This window comes from Paenibacillus sp. TSA_86.1 (assembly GCF_052691815.1).
On record NZ_JBQZGE010000008.1, the window covers coordinates 102,722 to 120,872 of the forward strand.

The 18,151-nt window shown below is 44.6% G+C and carries 18 protein-coding genes and 3 tRNA genes; 16 read left to right on the top strand and 5 right to left on the bottom strand.

Annotated elements, in window-relative coordinates; all coding sequences use genetic code 11:
• Window position 1: 1 nt before the first annotated feature.
• The 9 genes from ACUTVW_RS16815 (at window position 2) to ACUTVW_RS16855 (ending at window position 6,212) form a co-directional block, all read left to right on the top strand.
• Complete coding sequence (locus ACUTVW_RS16815; RefSeq protein ID WP_434750172.1) at window positions 2-865, top strand: ABC transporter ATP-binding protein; 864 nt, start codon at window positions 2-4, stop codon at window positions 863-865.
• 21 nt (window positions 866-886) lie between these two features.
• Complete coding sequence (locus tag ACUTVW_RS16820; RefSeq protein WP_445646862.1) at window positions 887-2,338, top strand: ABC transporter substrate-binding protein; 1,452 nt, start codon at window positions 887-889, stop codon at window positions 2,336-2,338.
• A gap of 166 nt (window positions 2,339-2,504) precedes the next feature.
• Entirely contained in the window at window positions 2,505-2,669 is a 165-nt protein-coding gene (locus ACUTVW_RS16825) for a hypothetical protein (protein WP_434750175.1), read from the top strand.
• Between the two features lie 69 nt (window positions 2,670-2,738).
• Window positions 2,739-2,812: transfer RNA gene (locus ACUTVW_RS16830), tRNA-Met, on the top strand.
• Window positions 2,813-2,869: 57 nt separating this feature from the next.
• Window positions 2,870-2,943 (top strand) — tRNA-Ile (locus ACUTVW_RS16835).
• A 230-nt stretch (window positions 2,944-3,173) separates the two neighbouring features.
• Window positions 3,174-3,599: a hypothetical protein gene (locus ACUTVW_RS16840; protein ID WP_445646863.1), complete on the top strand. Its 426-nt coding sequence runs from the start codon at window positions 3,174-3,176 to the stop codon at window positions 3,597-3,599.
• 263 nt (window positions 3,600-3,862) lie between these two features.
• Window positions 3,863-5,413: a tetratricopeptide repeat protein gene (locus tag ACUTVW_RS16845; protein WP_445646864.1), complete on the top strand. Its 1,551-nt coding sequence runs from the start codon at window positions 3,863-3,865 to the stop codon at window positions 5,411-5,413.
• Between the two features lie 187 nt (window positions 5,414-5,600).
• Window positions 5,601-5,723 carry a sporulation protein YjcZ gene (locus ACUTVW_RS16850; RefSeq protein ID WP_083679583.1) on the top strand — a complete coding sequence of 41 codons (123 nt, stop codon included), beginning with the start codon at window positions 5,601-5,603 and terminating at the stop codon, window positions 5,721-5,723.
• Between the two features lie 159 nt (window positions 5,724-5,882).
• Window positions 5,883-6,212 carry a DUF1904 family protein gene (locus ACUTVW_RS16855; RefSeq protein WP_445646865.1) on the top strand — a complete coding sequence of 110 codons (330 nt, stop codon included), beginning with the start codon at window positions 5,883-5,885 and terminating at the stop codon, window positions 6,210-6,212.
• Between the two features lie 104 nt (window positions 6,213-6,316).
• Here the strand turns inward: ACUTVW_RS16855 and ACUTVW_RS16860 are convergent, their stop codons facing one another.
• Window positions 6,317-6,985: a hypothetical protein gene (locus ACUTVW_RS16860; RefSeq protein ID WP_445646866.1), complete on the bottom strand. Its 669-nt coding sequence runs from the start codon at window positions 6,983-6,985 to the stop codon at window positions 6,317-6,319.
• A 103-nt stretch (window positions 6,986-7,088) separates the two neighbouring features.
• Window positions 7,089-7,304 (bottom strand): DUF6199 family natural product biosynthesis protein, encoded by a 216-nt coding sequence (locus ACUTVW_RS16865; protein ID WP_445646867.1) that lies wholly within the window; start codon window positions 7,302-7,304, stop codon window positions 7,089-7,091.
• 251 nt (window positions 7,305-7,555) lie between these two features.
• Here ACUTVW_RS16865 and ACUTVW_RS16870 point away from each other — a divergent pair, with 251 nt between their 5' ends.
• Both ACUTVW_RS16870 and ACUTVW_RS16875 read left to right on the top strand, forming a co-directional pair.
• Window positions 7,556-8,704 carry an ATP-binding protein gene (locus tag ACUTVW_RS16870; RefSeq protein WP_445646868.1) on the top strand — a complete coding sequence of 383 codons (1,149 nt, stop codon included), beginning with the start codon at window positions 7,556-7,558 and terminating at the stop codon, window positions 8,702-8,704.
• A gap of 122 nt (window positions 8,705-8,826) precedes the next feature.
• Complete coding sequence (locus ACUTVW_RS16875; protein WP_445646869.1) at window positions 8,827-9,309, top strand: NucA/NucB deoxyribonuclease domain-containing protein; 483 nt, start codon at window positions 8,827-8,829, stop codon at window positions 9,307-9,309.
• Between the two features lie 245 nt (window positions 9,310-9,554).
• Here ACUTVW_RS16875 and ACUTVW_RS16880 read toward each other — a convergent pair whose 3' ends face one another.
• On the bottom strand, window positions 9,555-9,779 hold the full coding sequence (locus ACUTVW_RS16880; protein ID WP_445646870.1) for a hypothetical protein: 225 nt from the start codon (window positions 9,777-9,779) through the stop codon (window positions 9,555-9,557).
• Window positions 9,780-9,993: 214 nt separating this feature from the next.
• On the opposite strand from ACUTVW_RS16880, the gene ACUTVW_RS16885 reads away from it, so the two are divergent.
• Together ACUTVW_RS16885 and ACUTVW_RS16890 are read left to right on the top strand one after the other, a co-directional pair.
• The gene (locus ACUTVW_RS16885) at window positions 9,994-10,443 is read left to right on the top strand and encodes a hypothetical protein (protein ID WP_445646871.1); all 450 of its coding nucleotides are present in this window, start codon (window positions 9,994-9,996) and stop codon (window positions 10,441-10,443) included.
• A 224-nt stretch (window positions 10,444-10,667) separates the two neighbouring features.
• Window positions 10,668-10,753: transfer RNA gene (locus ACUTVW_RS16890), tRNA-Leu, on the top strand.
• Window positions 10,754-11,035: 282 nt separating this feature from the next.
• On the opposite strand, the gene ACUTVW_RS16895 is transcribed toward ACUTVW_RS16890, so the two are convergent.
• Window positions 11,036-11,305 carry a WGxxGxxG family protein gene (locus ACUTVW_RS16895; protein WP_445646872.1) on the bottom strand — a complete coding sequence of 90 codons (270 nt, stop codon included), beginning with the start codon at window positions 11,303-11,305 and terminating at the stop codon, window positions 11,036-11,038.
• Between the two features lie 146 nt (window positions 11,306-11,451).
• Between ACUTVW_RS16895 and ACUTVW_RS16900 the strand changes: the two genes are divergently transcribed.
• Window positions 11,452-11,970, top strand: coding sequence for a DUF3231 family protein (locus ACUTVW_RS16900; RefSeq protein ID WP_445646952.1), 519 nt, complete (start codon window positions 11,452-11,454; stop codon window positions 11,968-11,970).
• A gap of 672 nt (window positions 11,971-12,642) precedes the next feature.
• Window positions 12,643-15,564, top strand: coding sequence for an insulinase family protein (locus tag ACUTVW_RS16905; RefSeq protein WP_445646873.1), 2,922 nt, complete (start codon window positions 12,643-12,645; stop codon window positions 15,562-15,564).
• A 131-nt stretch (window positions 15,565-15,695) separates the two neighbouring features.
• Here ACUTVW_RS16905 and ACUTVW_RS16910 read toward each other — a convergent pair whose 3' ends face one another.
• Window positions 15,696-16,403 carry a helix-turn-helix domain-containing protein gene (locus ACUTVW_RS16910; RefSeq protein WP_216517284.1) on the bottom strand — a complete coding sequence of 236 codons (708 nt, stop codon included), beginning with the start codon at window positions 16,401-16,403 and terminating at the stop codon, window positions 15,696-15,698.
• 287 nt (window positions 16,404-16,690) lie between these two features.
• On the opposite strand from ACUTVW_RS16910, the gene ACUTVW_RS16915 reads away from it, so the two are divergent.
• Window positions 16,691-17,917 (top strand): MalY/PatB family protein, encoded by a 1,227-nt coding sequence (locus ACUTVW_RS16915; protein WP_445646953.1) that lies wholly within the window; start codon window positions 16,691-16,693, stop codon window positions 17,915-17,917.
• Window positions 17,918-18,151: the final 234 nt, after the last annotated feature.

Consider the following 18,151-nt stretch of genomic DNA (forward strand, 5'->3'; position numbering starts at 1 on the left):
CGTGATCCAATGCGAGGGACTTGTCAAAATTTTTAAATCCAGTGATGTGGAAGTCGTTGCCCTTCAAGGTCTCAATCTGACCGTCAATCAAGGGGAAATGATGGCGATCATCGGCAACAGCGGAAGCGGAAAATCAACATTGCTTAACATCCTGGGAGGCCTGGATCGTCCTACTGCGGGTACAGCGGTTGTCGGAGACTGGGATTTGCTGAAAATGACGGATGCTCAACTGGTGGAATACAAACGCCATACGGTCGGATTTATCTGGCAAAATAACGGACGAAACCTGCTACCTTACCTCACTGCGCTGGAGAATGTGGAAACGCCGATGATTCTGGGTGGCAAACGTGATCGTGCTTATGCGATGCAGCTGCTGGAATGGGTCGGCTTGAAAGATCGGATGCATAACAAACTGCATCAGCTGTCGGGCGGGGAGCAGCAGCGTGTAGCGATTGCGATCTCCTTGTCCAATCGGCCAAAGATTCTGCTGGCGGACGAACCAACCGGTTCCGTCGATTCCGAGACATGTGATACGATCATGAACATTTTTCGCAAAATGAATAAGGAACTCGGTGTAACGATTGTCATCGTTACCCATGACTTGACGCTTGCTGGCAAGGTTGATCGGATCGTTGCGATTCGGGATGGCTTAACGAGCACTGAATTTGTGAAGCGTAATCCAAATCTGGACGATGATGAGGGACTGTCTGAAGCAGGCTCTCCTGACGTTCATGAAGCATTTGTCATTATTGATCGTGCAGGGAGGCTTCAGGTGCCCAAGGAGTACCTGGAGGCTTTGTCCATCGATAGCCGGGCTACATTGGAATTTGACGGTGAGCGCATTGTCATTACACCGCCAAGATAATTTAAGAGGGGGAAATGGGAGATGAAGAACAGGTTGTGGGGAAAACGTGTGCTGGCCATCGTGGCAACAGCAACACTGGCATTACCACTTATTGCGGGATGTACGGCTAGTGAGAATAAAGATAATGAACAGCGTGTGCTACGTGTAGCTACACTCTGGGGCGGACAGGATGACAGTTACTTCCGTCAGCAATTTACGGATGCTTTTGAGCTTACGCACAAAAATGTCACGATTGAAATCGTGCCTGCGGTTGATCAAGGCAGCATGTTTGGCTTTGGGAATTCGACAGAACAGAAGGAAGCGCCAGATACATTGGAGAGCTTGAAAAAGATTATGACGGGAGACAATCCGGTGGATGTTGTTGTAGCGGATACAGCTACAATCAAGTCGTTAATTCAGGAGAACATGGTTAAACAGCTTGATCCATTAATGCAGGAAGATAAATTTGATACTAGTGATATTGTGCCAAGTGTGCTCGAGGGAATCAAGGATCTGGGTGATCAGAACATCTATGCTCTCACACCTACGTTCTCTTCCTCTGCTTTGTTCTATAACAAAGGCATGTTTGAAAAAGCGGGCGTTGAACCGCCAACGGACAAAATGACGTGGGACGATATCTTTAATCTGGCGACTCGCCTGACCAAAGGAGAAGGTAAAGACCATGTCTTTGGAATGGCATTCACTACCTATAACGGCGGCTCCCCTTATTACTCCATGCAGCAGTATTATAATTCACTGCAGCTGAAAGTTTTTGACGATAAGGCAGAGAAAATGACAGTGGATTCTCCGCAGTGGGAGAAAGTGTGGAGTACGGTCAGCAAGCTGGCGATTGATAAAGTCATCCCGAAAGGTGACGAACCGCAGGATCAGCAAACGGAGGGGCGCTATAATCCTCTTCAAGGCGACTTGTTCCTGAGTGGCAAGACGGCTATGGCGATTGGAGATTACAATTACATCAATCAATTAATTGATGCCAATAAAAACGCAGATAAAATGGAAGGTTTTACAAAAGTAGAATGGGATGTGGTTACTCCTCCCGTTCATCCAGAAGCTCCTGAGGTTGGAGGCAACATCTATCTGAGCAGCTTGATGGCGATTAACAGCTCGGCTCAGAACCCGAACGATGCCTGGGAACTGATCAAGTATATGAACAGCGAGGATTGGGCGAAGATCAAGGCACGCAGCAGCTATGAATTGGTATCCCGGAAAAGCTTTATTAAGCCCAAAGACGGTCTGGATTACAACATTCAGGCGTTCTACACCTTGAAGCCGGTACCGCCAGCCAATACGAATCTCGATAAAATGTATCAGAAGACGCCTGGATTGTATCAAGTAGCCGATAAAGGCATGGAATACTTTAATCAGGTGCTGGAAAACAAAAAGACACCGAAAGAAGCACTGGGTGAATGGGCAGCCAAAGGGAACGAGATGCTTGCGAAGTTGAAAAAGGATCCTAAAGCGACATTCCAATAAGTTATACTGACCTCGTATGAACACGTTGGTCAACTTCCGATTTTGCACCATGTTTACACTAAAAAATAGCCGCCAGAGATTTTATCATCTCTGGCGGCTATTTTTACGAAATTGGGGTATTCTACAATTAGCAGCAGTACATGACGCTTTGGAAAGGACGAGCAGGATGAAATGGATATATTTCAGCAAGCTGTATTCAACGAAATTTCAAGCTGGCTGCCTGGCGAAAAGACTGGAGCAGGATGGCTGGATTTACGGGCATAACGAGCCCGAAGAAGTTGAAGTGTACCGCTCACGGAAAGGGCGTTACGGTGTGCGATTCATTCCCTAACATTACCCCTTGACTTGTATTGTAGTAATGGTGTATATTAATTAAGTCGCTGTTTATTATTATTAACGACGCGGGGTGGAGCAGCCCGGTAGCTCGTCGGGCTCATAACCCGAAGGCCGCAGGTTCAAATCCTGCCCCCGCAATATTGCTTTACTGGATGGTTACAGCGATCATCTGCACTGTTATACATTATTTGTTTAGGGCCCTTAGCTCAGTTGGTTAGAGCGGTCGGCTCATAACCGATTGGTCACAGGTTCGAGTCCTGTAGGGCCCATATTTTAAAACCCTTGCGATGCAAGGGTTTTTTTCTGTTTTCATAGATTTCTATTTTCTATGTTTATATATGATGGGTAATCCATGGCTTAGATAACAGATAAAAGTGGGGTGATTCTATCTTTCTCTTCCAGATCACATAACTTTATTTTCAATAGGGGGTTGTATGTCCATGCCAGATCATGATTCTCGCATATACTATCTCAATCCCATTTATAGGAGGTAGATTTCATGACTCAGTTAATTGATGCAAGAACCTCGCAAAATGCGAGTTTGGCGAACTCTATTGCGATACCAATTCTGGTAATTAACACACCGCAATTGTTTGGACAGATTGGGTTGGTGACAACAGCTACGATTGGTGCCAACCCGCGGGTTCAATTCAAAGGAACCGTGTCTGTACAGCTTCCTTTGGCGCTTGCCGGTATAACGATTACGATAGTTCGGGGAACTTTAGCAACAGATCCTGTCATCTATTCGGCTACATCCACATTTAACTTGACCGTTCTGGCACCACAGGTTATTACATTCTCGGCCGATGATTATAATCCGCCGATTACGCCACAATTAACGTACACTGCATTTGTCAGCAGTAACTTGCTGGGTACGGTTCGTGTAGGTCCAGAGAACTTTGACGGTGTTTTGTACTCTGACTAACGGCTAATCAGCTTGATAAAAAATAAAGAAGCAGGTTCAATCTGTTTTTTTGTTTGGTTGGCAAATTTATATGCGTTAAGCTTGCTTCTCTGCGAAGCAGGCTCTTTTTTGTAAGTCAGAAGAGAATATGAATGTAGCCTTGGAATTGGGGAAGTATGAAAAGAGAACAGAGGACGCCGGTGATATGATATAATTGTTCTTTTACATAGGATAGATGGATTTGGTTCAGAATGAATAGATAGAAAGCGAGTTTGATATAAGTGATGATGGAGAAAGAAAGCCAGTATGTCCGGTTTAGCGAAGCGCCCGTTTGGGATTGGCAGAGAGCTTATTATGAACAGATGGGGCTGCAAGCTTGGGAAAATCGCCAGGTGCCTGAGTATATTACGAGCAATCCGCTAATTGCAACAGCGTATGCGGAGATGATTTTTGGATTCTTGCAGGACTTGTCAGCCAGAGGCGAGCAGGATGAAATGATAAACATTGTTGAACTTGGTGCAGGTGGAGGCAGATTGGCTCATCAGGTGTTGAATAAACTCTGTGCATTGAAGGAAATGGCAGGTATAGAGCTGCCGCCTTTCCGATATGTGATGACTGACCTGGCTATGGAGAATGTAATGGGATGGAAAGAGCATAGATCCATGCAGGGATATATTGAAAAGGGACTGTTGGACTTTGCACGTTTTGATGCGATGCAGGATAAAGAGTTACATCTTCTGATGTCTGGCACGGTGATCGGGCAAGGAGATTTACATCAGCCTTTGCTGCTCATTGCCAACTACTTTTTTGATAGTATTCCGCAGGACCTGATTTACATTGGGGAGGGGCAGGTATTTGAATGTGATCTGCTTGTTGAACTTCCGAGCCCCGTAGCCAAGCAGAAACCTGCCGAGATCCTGGAAAGTATGACACTGCAATATAAATATCGTCCTGCACCCGAGTACTGTGAAGAGACCTATCCTTACTCCGAATTGATGATCCTGTACAAGGCTGAGTTAGAAGATTCGCATATTCTTCTTCCTTCTGCAGGGCTAGGGTGTCTCGAACGATTGAGTAAGCTGTCCCGGTCAGGGTATGTGCTTATTACCGCGGATAAAGGGGATCATCGACTGGATTACTGGAAATATGCAGAGCCGCCTGAATTTACAATACACGGCAGTTTCTCATTGTCCGCGAATTATCATGCGTTAAAATATGTGCTGGAACAGCAGGGAGCCGCTTCCTATTTTACTTCCCACCACTATAAGGATCTAAACGTTGGCATGATTTTAATGTTGGAAGCACCCATGAGTTATGTGAATACAAGGCTGGCCTACCACCGTTTTGTGGAGCGGTTTGGTCCAGATGATTTCTTTACCCTGAAGGAATGGATAGACCCTAAAGTGGATCAGATGGAGCTGAAACAGCTGTTGGCTTTCTGGCGATTGGGCGGATATGATGCCGAGTTTCTGATTCTTGCTTCCTCCAGGTTTAATGATCTTTTATCCGATGCAAGCGATGAGGAGATGCTCGACCTTCAATCCGGGATCAGGTTGATGTGGTCTTCCTATTACGCTATGGAACATCGGAATCAGGTGGCTTTTGTTTCAGGGCAGCTCTTACTGGAGATGTTTATGTATGAAGAGGCTAAGTTGTTCCTGGAAAGATCACTGACTGCCGACCTGGATACACATCAGAGCACACTATTATATGATCTGGCTGTATGCTGTTATGAGCTGGAACAAGAACAGGAAGCACTTGCTTACGCTCGCCGTGTACTCGAAATAGATCCGGAGCATGAAGAGGCTGCGTCGCTTCTGAAAGGACTCGAATGAGTTCTATATAACAACCCGTTATATAACGAGGTGTGATTCGGTTTTGTTATAGAGTCAGAGCACACTTTTGTTGATCATCAGGCAACTCCCCGAGGATTGGGCGATCAGACGTGCACATTCGCCCGGTCACTAGCGGGAAATACGCATATGTTATGGCGTACCTTGAAATTCAAAGGAGGCCAATCAAATGAGTCAAGTTGGATACGGTTGTGGCAATGTTGGTGGATTCGGCGGAGGATGGACTTCCACTAGTGCAATTCTCGTTCTCTTCATTCTGCTCGTCATCATTACAAAATCTTTCTGGCTGTAAGATAACGATCTGGCGTGCAGGCAGTCAGCTCCACCAAGACTTTGGTGGGGCTTTGCGCTTATTTCCAAAGCGTAATATGACATGAATGACATTTGACAAGTGAAAACAATGTGCTTAAAATCACATAAGAGACTACTAACAGAGATTGAAGGGATAGCAATGCCTTTTATACGATTTAAAGGATTCACAGGTTCTAAACTGGAGGAAGTTGTACCTCAAATTACCGAAAAGATGGCCTTGATCACTCATATTCCTCAGGAAAGAATGAAAGCAGAACGTTATGATGTACAGGCCCTGACACCTTCCCCGGCATCCATAGAGATTTTAATGTTTCAGCGTGACCAGGAGATACATGATCGAATTGCAGCATCCATACAGTCCATTTTGGAGAAAGCCGAACTGCCGGATGTACACATTTTTTTCAATATATTATCCCCGAATTTGTACTATAAGAAGGGTAAACCGCTGACAGATTACCGATTGGATTAGACAAGCTAGGATGTGAGAAGTAGATACATTTGGGAAAAGAAATACAAACAAGCTGCTTGCGGAGAAGCAGCCTGAGACGGGCAGTTTGACCATGCTCGTCTTTTTTATTTGTGCAAGGGTCGTCTGGTATTCAGATTGATCGAAGTGTTGGAGAGGCTGTGAATCAGGTGATGAACAGTCACGATCAGAGCCAGTGCAGCGAGTGAGAGGGCTATAGCTGCCCAAATTGCCTGTGCAGGCCCCACATACAGGAATGTAATTACTGTCATGACCAGTCCGATGCCTGTTACTGTATAATTGGAAAAAGAGAGCAGACTGTTTGCTTTCGTTATATCTTCGCCTTTAACCAGTCGTGGCTGAAGTGTCTCCAGAGACAGAGACTCCCAGCGAATAATGGCAGAGAATAGTACAGTACCTGTAAACATAAGCGTAATATGTAACGTCAAGTGTGGCAGGGAGAATGCGATCCCGACGAGCAGCAGTATTTTGGTCAAAGGAACACCGATGATTAGTCTGGATAACGTAAAGCGTCTCATCAGAAAATCGAATGCGAATCTTGCTGCAACATGGGTCAGTCCGTAAAAGCACAGAAACAGCAGTGCATGGCCAATCCATTCAGTTTGTCTGTATATAAGGCAGGTCAAGGTTGTGATTAAGATCACTTGTATAAGTGAGAGCAGTGTTCTGGCAGCCCAGAATGGATAAAATGCGATGTTCATACCAATCTGTCCTTTCTGTAACGATACATCGATATCATTTATCTTACGGCTCATGCTACAGTAAGACCACAAATAAAGTTATCATATTTCCGTCAGTGCACGTCAAAGACCAGCTGCACAGGGAGCAACTGGTTTTGTTTTCAAGCTTGTTATTGTATTATGCCATGGCAAGAATAAAAGAAATCAGTAGCATAAACAGACTGGACATTCGAACCATAGTCATGTAAGATTTGCTAGGTTCCGTCTCCCCTTGCATGATCCAGCCGTATCGAAGATACCAGCCAAACTTGGGAAAACACAGATTGATTATACATAACACCATAAATATAAAAAAGAGGATTTCCATCGTCGATCTTCCTTCCTCGTCAACCATTAACGGTCCCGCCTTTAAGGTCTGCGTCTGGAAAAAATGGAGACAATCCGCATATTAACGATGATGATCAATTAAATTATGGGTGGATCTCTGAATGGCAGGCAGGTTATGTAAATGGATAAGGATTAGTATGATTAAGAACTATTACCCAAGAACTACACGGATTGAATAACTGTGGTACAATATAATAGATATTTTTAATATCAACACATACCATCTGGAGTTAAGGATGTGAGATGGAGGAGACAGGCATGAGCCTAAATAATCAACTCCCGATGCAATGGGAGTTTATCATATCGAAATTAAAATCCTCCGTTACGGTAGTTGACGCTACCTCGCCTGAGTTTCCGCTCATGTACGTAAACGAACATTTTACTCGGCTGACCGGATACACGCACGAAGAATCGATCGGACGGAATTGCCGATTTCTACAGGGGACGGATACCAATCCCGAAACCGTTTCAAATATTCGAGAAGCGTTAAGAAAGCAACAATCAACTAAAGTTGAGATTCTAAATTACACGAAAAGTGGTCAGAAGTTCTGGAATGAACTCAATATTGATCCCATTTTTAATGAATCAGGTGATTGTTTGTACTTTGTTGGCATTCAGTATGACATCACAGAACGGAAATTTGCCGAAGAGCAACTGAAGCTTGCTACGTCGTTGGCTGAGAAAACCAGCAGAGGTCAGCTGGAATTCATCGGCAAGTTAAATCATGAGCTTCGTACACCGCTAAATGGCATCATGGGAATGATCGAGCTTGCGGGAATGGGCGATATTACCGAAGAGCAAAAAGAATATCTGGAACTGGCACGTCAATCCGGAGAGGCGCTCCTGCACATTGTAAACAACAGTCTGGATATGGCGAAGCTCGGCAGAGGTAAAATGGGAGTGGAACATATCGAGTTCCAGCCATTAAAGCTGATTCAGCAAATTGTGAAGACACATGAGCTGGCAGCGATGAATAAACATATCCGTATATTTTGCCATGCAGATTTGAGTATTCCTGATGTGCTATGGGGCGATCCACTAAGACTACGTCAAGTGCTGGATAATTTGCTGAGCAATGCCATCAAGTTTACGGAGCAAGGGGAAGTGCAACTTCGAGTGGATGTCAAGCAGCGATCACATGAAAAGACCATGTTGATGTTCTCTGTACGGGACACAGGGATCGGTATCCCCTCTCATCAGATCAGTCAACTGTTTGATGCCTTTACTCAATCCGACATTTCGCATGCAAGAAGGTTCGGGGGAAGTGGACTTGGGTTAACGATTTGCAAAGAGTTGTTGGAATTAATGAACGGCAGCATCACTGTGGACAGTGCTGAAGGCAAAGGAACGGAGTTTCATGTGACGGTGCCTTTTCGAAGTCGTCAGAGTATTTTTAACGCAGGATAAGACAGTGCAGGGCTGCAGCCGGAATGGATCTGGCTGCTTTTTTGTTGTGGAATGAATTGTTTTACGAACTGGCGTTCTGTTATAATGCTAGGTATGCTAGTGTTATATGGGGGAGGCACATCATGAGTAAGAAACGCAGCAGAAGAGGCAAACGAACGAACCGGCAATTTAAAGGGAAGATGCTGACGTTGGTGGGCATGGTACTGATTGCTCTGTACGCCTGGGCAGGAGGAGAGTGGCCGCTAGACATCCCTTCTCCGTTCAAAACAACGGACAAGAGTGTAGATCATACGATCACTTTTCCTGCAGATCGGTATCCGGAAACAGCAAACCACATCCGGAAAGCGATCCAAGCAGGACATACAGATGTGTGTACGATCAACCGGAAGGGTGCTGAAGGGAACAGGGAACTGTCACTGAAAGGTGTGCCGGTCAAAAAAGGCAAGGATCGGGATGAGTGGCCTATGGCAATGTGTGCAGAAGGCGGCAAGGGTGCGGATATCCAGTACATTACGCCAAAAGATAATCGCGGTGCAGGCTCATGGGTAGGCAATCAACTAAGTACATATCCGGATGGAACCCGTGTTAAATTTGTCGTGAAATAACACGGGATATAGCAATGGAAGGATACAGAGGATATTTATTTTTGACTATGGTAAGTATAAAAAAATAGGCAGTATAAGAAAAACCAGACGTTAGTGACGTCTGGTTTTTAAATATAAGTTGGCTTTAGTAGAAAACGTAGATTTCCTACATATAGCTTATCTTTATCGATCAGCGTACATATCCCTGTTCTCCATGTTCACAATCTACGAAAGTAACTGAAAATGCAGCATGACAAGTTCAATGTCTATACAAGTTGCATGGTGCCCAGATGGTGAGAGCGAAGGGTTAAAAGACGAGTGACATGTTCGACTTCATCAAACGGAATCCATACATTTCCCTGAACGGTGCGCAAGGAGAGAATGGAGCTGTCTGCTGAACGCTCCGGAAAGCCGGTTACGGTCTGTCCGCTTGTATTCCGAACCAGAATCTGTTGATTACGCCGAATGGCAATTTCTACCTCTTTTTTCATAAGTCATTGCTCCTGATTATAAGATGTTTATCAGTGTGTCGAAGTTTTCAATGGTTAATTTGTCTTCTTTATCTAGTCTATCAGAACTAGGTATAGATTTCCAGTAGAGAAATGATCAAGCTGTTCTAGGTGAATTGACTTAGCGAGTGGGAATGGCGTTACTGAGAATATGCTGCGGGGTTATATAAGGTATGAGGAAGAGGAGGGGAACCACATGTCAAAACTGTTTGTTGGGCTTGCTCGTTCGGAGCACGAGGCAATTATCCTGTTGAATGCGTTGAAGAAGGAAGGTATCCCAGATCAATATTTGGGGGCGGTAGCCAAGGAACAGATCGATCTGGAGATGATCAGCGAGAAGACGGGGTTACCCAAGCCGCTGAAAGGTGCTGGAACGGATGGAGCGTTTGGAGCGGTGAAAGGCATATTAGCCGGGCTGGGTAAACGAATGAATCAAACCGCATCGATCGGAAAAGCGGTGCGTAGATTAGCTGGTAATGAGATTGGAAGTGAGACCGATGATCTGGTCTTAACGCTGACAGAAACAGGCATTCCGGAAGAGGATGCACGCCATTATGAGGACTGGCTGCTGCAAGGTCACATTCTGGTCATTGTGGAATGTAGCGAGGAGCAAGCGGCGCGTGTGAAGCCCATTTTGCTTTTTTAGTTTAATTTAAGGCTGATTTTAGGTTCCTTTAATGTTGGGGAGGTATTCTTATCTCACACCTCCCTTAATATAGATGGTTTACCGGAAGTCCGGGACCGCAACTCGGACTTTCTAGGCACTGTGAGCTTATGCTTGCAGTGCCTGTTTCATTTTTTGAGAAAAGGGTTGCATTATTAATTGGTTCATGGTAAGATATTTCTTGTCGCCAAGAAAATAATACATACGCCGGGGTGGCGGAATTGGCAGACGCACAGGACTTAAAATCCTGCGGTAGGTGACTACCGTACCGGTTCGATCCCGGTCCTCGGCATCTTAAAGAAAAGATCACATTTGACTTGTTTAACAAGTCAAATGTGATCTTTTCTTTTGTTTTGAAATGTAAAAATGTGTATGATCATTAAATAGATTGTCAATAGGAACAAGAACATGGTCTTTAAGTGTTTTGGATTACGGAAGAAGAATGGCTTATTATATGTAAAAATTCGTTGATTAGATAAGTTCAACCGTTGCGAAGAGAACGATTACTGCTAGTTAAGCAAAATAGAGGGAAATAGATATCTCCCTCTAAGGATACCGGGGGTGTCTAGCGACATTATCGATTGGAATGATCCGTTACTCTTTTACGCATTCCAGCTAAACCTAGTAACCCGAGTAGGCCCAGCCATCCCCAGTCCATACCATTATCGTTATCCGTTGAATTTGCCCTTACACTGTTTGGTTGATAATTAGAGCTGTTGTTTTGGTAGGTGTTAATACTTCGTCCATCTTGGGTTGCTTCATTTACACTGTGAGCAGAGGCAGGTACAGCCAATGCACCTAATAAACAAATGGATACAACAAAAGTTGTTATTTGCTTCTTCATGAAATTTCCCTCCTGTATGTGTGTAAAGTTAATATCTCCAAAAGTCACATCCTTATTCCATCGGTATTTTATTACTTTTGAATATGTTGTTTATGATCATGGAACTATACTTTTGGTGGGAAATAAAATATGAAGGAGCTGTTATGATGGGAATATTAAGTGGTAATCCAAAAAATGAACCTATGCATTATGGTGAAATCTTCAGCGTTTGGCAATGTTCAATGGTCGCGAAAGGTGCTCTTTCCTTTTACCAAGCATTTTTAAATCATGCAGGAGATAAAGATTTGAAAAAAACATTGGAGGCATTGATTGATCAAGCTAAACTTGAGATTAAAGAGTGTGATACACTCCTCACTGATAACGGAATTGCTCCAACGCCAGTTTTACCAGAAAGACCGCCCGTAAAACTGGAAGACATTCCTGTTGGTGCAAGGTTTACAGATCCTGAGATAGCTGCAAAAATTGCGTCTGATACTTCGATGGGATTGGTTGCTTGTAGTCAAGTTATGGGCCAATCCATTAGAGAAGACATTGGAGCCTTATTTGCGAAATATCACGTTACCAAAACCGCTTTAGGCCTTCGTATTCTCCAGATGAGTAAAGAAAAAGGGTGGCTTATTCCTCCTCCTCTTCAAGTGAAAAGACCCGAAGCTGTGGAGGCTTAAAGATTAATAAGAATCCCTGCTGACAAAAAAAGTTAGCAGGGATTCTTATGTTTTAAAATCTATTGTGGTGCTGAATTAACAAGAAACCTCATATTCTTTACAGGTCACTTCTCTCTAGCTGCTCGGTCTTTCCTCCCCGCTGGGTCAGCGAGGAGGAAAGATAATATTTTTTGTAATGTAGGGTGACATGATTTATTGAGATTTTAGAGACATATATACAGGAAGCAACTTGAGCCGGACCATAACTGCTACTAAGTATTCGCACTGCGTGCTGGGAGCTGCACGCAGTGCGAAATATAATTGGTTATGTTGGATTTATAGAGAATTTCCCATCTCTTAATTATCCTTTCGGCATAAGGCATTGGGCTTTTTTTCTAGTTCTTAAATTTTTTTAAACCATTTCAAGTAAATTATTAGATTGTTATGGTTTTTAAATGTCTATGATAGTAATTCCAGATTACTCCAACTTGTCCTCTCCTGCGTAAGTTCATAAACACAATCCCCACATAATACATATCAGAAAGCGGATTCGACCTTCCTTTTATGAAGAGAGGTCACAATGGTGTATACTATCGATAGGCATATATTACCTTTCCCTTGCTGAGGGATTAAGTTCCTCAAGGGAACTATACAAACCAACACAACAATTGAATGGACGGAGGACTCAAGTTTATGTTGAAACAGCTTAAGCCATATAAGGTGTTACAAGAGCGTAGAATCGAAGAACTGAAATCCGATGCGTACCTGCTGGAACATCTAAAATCGGGTGCTCACATCGTAGTGCTGTCCAATAGCGATGACAACAAGGTGTTCAACATCGGTTTTCGCACACCTCCCGAAGATGATACAGGGGTAGCTCATATTCTGGAACACTCCGTGCTTTGCGGATCAAAAAAGTTTCCGGCCAAAGATTCTTTTGTGGAGCTGCTCAAGGGTTCACTCAATACATTCCTCAACGCGATGACGTATCCTGACAAAACCGTCTACCCGGTTGCGAGTCGCAACGATCATGACTTCCATAACTTGATGGATGTGTATCTGGATGCGGTATTAAATACGAATATTTATGAGAATGAAAAAATATTTCTGCAAGAGGGCTGGAATTACAATCTGACTTCTGCGGATGATGAACTGACATACAACGGCGTGGTGTATAACGAGATGAAAGGGGCCTTTTCTTCGCCGGAGCGGATGGTAAGACGAGAGGTTTTGAACTCTCTTTTCCCGGATACAACATACTCCTGTGAGTCTGGCGGATTCCCGGAGGCCATTCTGGATCTGACCTATGAAGGACTGCTCGATTTTCACAAACGGTACTATCATCCGTCTAACAGTTACATCTATCTATACGGAGATATGGACATGGAAGAGAAGCTGCAATGGCTGGATGAAAACTACCTGAACAACTATGATCGTATGGAGATCGACTCCGAGATCAAGTTGCAACCCGCATTCCCAGCACGGGTGGATACGGTAAAGTCGTATTCTGCGGGAAGCACGGAATCCGAAGTGGACAACAGCTTCTTGACCTATAATGCGGTGATTGGCACAAGTCTGGACAAGGAATTAAACATTGCCTTTCAGATTCTGTTATATGCATTGCTCAATGCGCCGGGAGCTGTGCTGAAGCAAGCCTTGCTGGATAAAGGTATTGCTAAGGACGTTTACGGCTCCTATGATGACAGCTTGTATCAACCCTTGTTCACTGTGGGACTTAAGAAGAGCAACTTGTCCAGCAAGGATGAATTCCTTGAAACGATCCAAGAAGTGCTGAAGCGTGTTGTCAAAGAAGGTTTTGACCCGAAAGCATTGCTTGCCGGCATTAACTCGTACGAGTTCAATCATCGGGAAGCGGACTTCGGCCGTATGCCGAAAGGGTTGATCTACGGATTCTCCTCGCTACAAAGCTGGTTGTATGATAAAGAGGCGCCTTTCACACATCTGGAGGCGAATGATGTATTTGCAGAACTTCGCACCAAAATGAAGCAGGGCTATTTCGAACAGCTCATCGAGAAGTATCTTTTACAAAATACACATACGTCATTTGTTGCGTTGACCCCGGACAAAGGCTTGAACGCACGCAAGGAAGAAGCGCTGAAATCACGTCTGAAGTCGATACAGGCCGGACTTAGTCCGGAAGAAGTGCAAGACATGATTAAGCGTACTGAAGCGCTTGCCGAATACCAGAACACACCTTCCACCAAGGAACAGCAGCAAGTGATTCCAACGTTGTCGATTGAGGATATTGATACGAAGGCATCGAAGCTTCACCAGACCTTGAACAACTTGGATGGTACAACGATTCTGCATCATAATTTGTATACCAATGGCATTGGTTATTTGAAACTGTTATTTGATATCAAGGAAGTGCCGCGCCGTCTGTTGCCTTATGTGGGATTGTTGAAAAGTGTGCTCGGATACGTAGACACCCAAAATTACTCGTTTAACGAGTTATCGAATGAAATTCATATCCATTCCGGCGGAATCAATAGCGGGGTTGGTTCTTATGTGAATGCACACCAGCCTCAAGATTTCAAAGCAACGTTTGAGTTTACGGCGAAAGTGCTTTATGACAAACTCGGATTTGCTCTTGATATGATGAAGGAAATTGTATTTACGTCCCGTTTTGACAACTCCAAGCGGCTTTTCGAGATTATTTCTCAGGTCAAAGGTAACTTGCAGCGCAATCTGATCAACAGTGGTCATTCTGCGGGGGTTGCCAGATCGTCCTCGAAACATTCGGCCGTTGCCGATTTCAGAGAATCCGTTAGCGGAATTGCGTACTATCAGTGGCTTGAGGACGTACAGGCAAACTTTGATGCGAAAAAAGAACAGCTGTCCTCCAGCCTGCAAGAGCTGATGGGTTATATATTCAGACCGGAGAACCTGCTTGTCAGTTACACTGCGGACGAGAAAGGATACGAAGGTCTGGAAGAACAGGTGTCCGACCTGAAAGCCAAACTGTTTACACATGAAGTTGCGAAGGAAGCCTTCACGTTTACGCCTGCAACACATAACGAAGGTTTCCGCTCTTCATCAGAGGTTCAGTATGTGGTTCAAACCGGGAACTATATCGACAAAGGTTACGCCTATACTGGCTCATTACGTGTATTACAAGGCATCTTGTCACTGGATTACCTGTGGAACAATATCCGTGCCAAAGGTGGTGCTTACGGCTGTATGTCCGGGTTCAGACGGAACGGAGACAGTTATCTGGCCTCTTATCGCGATCCGAATCTGGATAAAACCTACAAGGTATACGAGGAGATTCCGCAATATCTGACCGATTTCCGTGCAGATGAACGGGAGATGACACGGTATATCATCGGTGCGATTCAGGATCTGGATACGCCAAGAACCCCGTACAGTGAAGGATCATTCTCGCTGGAATGTTACTTGTCCCATGTGACGGAGGCTGATCTGCAGAAGGAACGGGATGAGGTGCTTGCCACGAAGGAGAGCGATATTATCGGCTTTGCCGGATTGATCTCTGCGATTCTGGAGCAGAAGCAACGCTGCGTCATTGGAAACGAGCATAAGGTCGAGGAGCAGAAGCATCAGTTCGATGAAACGCTGGATTTGATCAAACATTAAAAGCGGTAAGCAGTGTGAAACTTGCTCAATAAACGTTAACAAATGAATCTAATAAACCAACACAAGAGACACTTGCATGGGGCTGGGTTGTACAGCTTCCGCAAGTGTCTTTTTTATGCAAGGGCCACCGATCACGTTACCGCAAGCATGTTGTAAATTTTGAGCGTACGCAGATCTTCTTTGGATATTTTTAGCTCATTGTAGAGCTCTGGCGTTTCGGGTAGCGGTGTGCGGGAGAAGAGCATTTTTAGCGCAATGGGCATGAAGGGTCTGAACGAGACTCCGGCCATCAGTCCCCATTTTTTCTCCGATTCCTGGAACGACGCCAAAATATTAATATACAGATTCTCCAGCGGCGTGGCCTGATTTTTCAGAATCAATGTGGTCAGCGTATCGTAATGCTCCGTGTGACCCCAGTACATATTTTCACATTCCTGATAATTCTCAAAGTCCTTCACATTCATATACATCACCGTGCGATAGCGGTTAGCATCCGATTGAGCCATCATATCAATAACGCAGCGAATAAGACTATTGTTCCGACCGTCGTAGAAGTACGAATAGAAGCGGGTTGAGTTTTTGAAAAAGCTGGACTGAACCGTATTCATCAGCGGAGACGCATGCCTCGGTTCTTTGTAAAGGAGCTGCTCCACCTGGATGTTCAGCGCATCCGCAATCTGGTGCAGTGTGACGAGATCCAGTGTAATATCGCCGCTTTCATATTTGGAAAGCGTACCTTTACTCTTGAAAATCTGGTCTGCCAGCTGTTGTACGGTGAGCCCGCGCCATTTGCGGAAGTTTTTTATTTTTTTGCCCACTTCCTGGTTGATGTTGTTCATTGGGGTGCTCCTTATCCGGTTGAAGTAACATAAGTGTTTCGTGAGAATAGATGAATAAGATGAAAGTCTTTCTTAAAAGCCAAGACCTATCAGAAATATATCACTTTTTCATCGAAAAGACTATTCTGAGGAAACATGTCAAATATTTTGTTTCTTCTGAGTATAACCTCTTGCATTTGATGCAACTCCAGCGGCATGGAACAATAGGGGGAGAAGCAATGAACCGATGATGCTAATACGAGAAGACAGAGGAGCTAGTCCCTATGACCAAGATAAGCAAAAATAACATGTCCTATAATTTTGATGAGATCATTGACCGTACTGGAACCAATGCCATGAATACGGATGGTTTCCGCCAATATATTTTTAACGCAACAAGCGAGATGGAATTTCCATTCAAGGATGAGGAGTTCATTCGGATGTGGATTGCCGATATGGAGTTTGCCACACCACCCGAGATTTTGGATGCCGTGAAAGAACGTCTGGACCGCCGGATTATGGGTTACTCTCAAGTGTTTGACCCGGCTTATTACGAAGCAGTTTCGAACTGGATGAAACGATATTATGACTGGTCTTTCCCCAAGGAGCATTTGGAGACGTCCAATGGCATTATTCCCGCGCTCTATGAACTGGTGGAATATATATGCAAGCCGGACGAAAAAGTGTTGATCCTGACGCCTTCCTATGGGTTTTTCAAATCGGCAGCGGATCATAACCAGCTTGAGCTGGTCTGCTCGGACATGTTGAGTGACGAGGGACACTACACGATTGACTTTGAGGATTTTGAAGCAAAGGCCAGAGATGAGAAGGTTCGTGTATGCATTTTCTGTAACCCGCATAATCCGTCTGGACGCGTCTGGAGCACGGAAGAACTGAAGCGTGTAGGCGAAATCTGTCTGGCCAATGAGGTATGGATCATATCAGATGAAATTCATTGTGATCTGCTGCGTACGGGAAAAACACATACCCCGCTCGCCAAACTTTTCCCGGATACGGATCGAATTATCACCTGTATGTCTCCGAGCAAAACGTTTAACATGGCAGGGCTCATGTTCTCCAATGTCATCATTCCAAACAAGGGTCTGAGAGAGATCTGGCAGGCACGCCATTATGGATTTAAAAATCCGCTGAGTATTGCCGCTACACAAGCGGCCTATGAACATGGTGATGAATGGCTGAAACAGCTAAGAAGTTATCTGGATGACAACTTTGCATATGTTGAGGAATATGTGAAGCAACACCTTCCACTCGCTGTCTTTCATATCCCTGACGCCACATACCTGGCCTGGATTGATATTACGCCATATGCACCGCAGAATGTCAGCCTGCCTCTGTTCTTCGCAGAGCAAGCGGGTGTACTGCTGGAAGACGGGGGAATGTTTGTGGCGAACGGCGAAGGCTGCATTCGTTTGAATCTGGCTTGCCCCCGTTCGATCGTGGAGGAAGGCCTGAGTAGAATTAGTCGGGTCCTGGTGGAACAAAAACAGGCGAAAGAGGTGCTCGTACACGTATAGCGTCGGCAGGTTTTACGACGAATTGTCTGTATGAAGTGTAATCTTAAGCATAGGACTATTGAATCTGCGATGTATCAAAATTATAATGGAGTTCATCAAAAATGCATTCAAGCTGACTTATACAGGCGTATACAGGTATAAACAGATGCATATCAAGGGGCGGAGCAGAGCGAATTCTGTTTCGTCCCCTTTTCGTGTTCTTTTCCTTCCTCGTACACTTCTGGTCTGTCGACT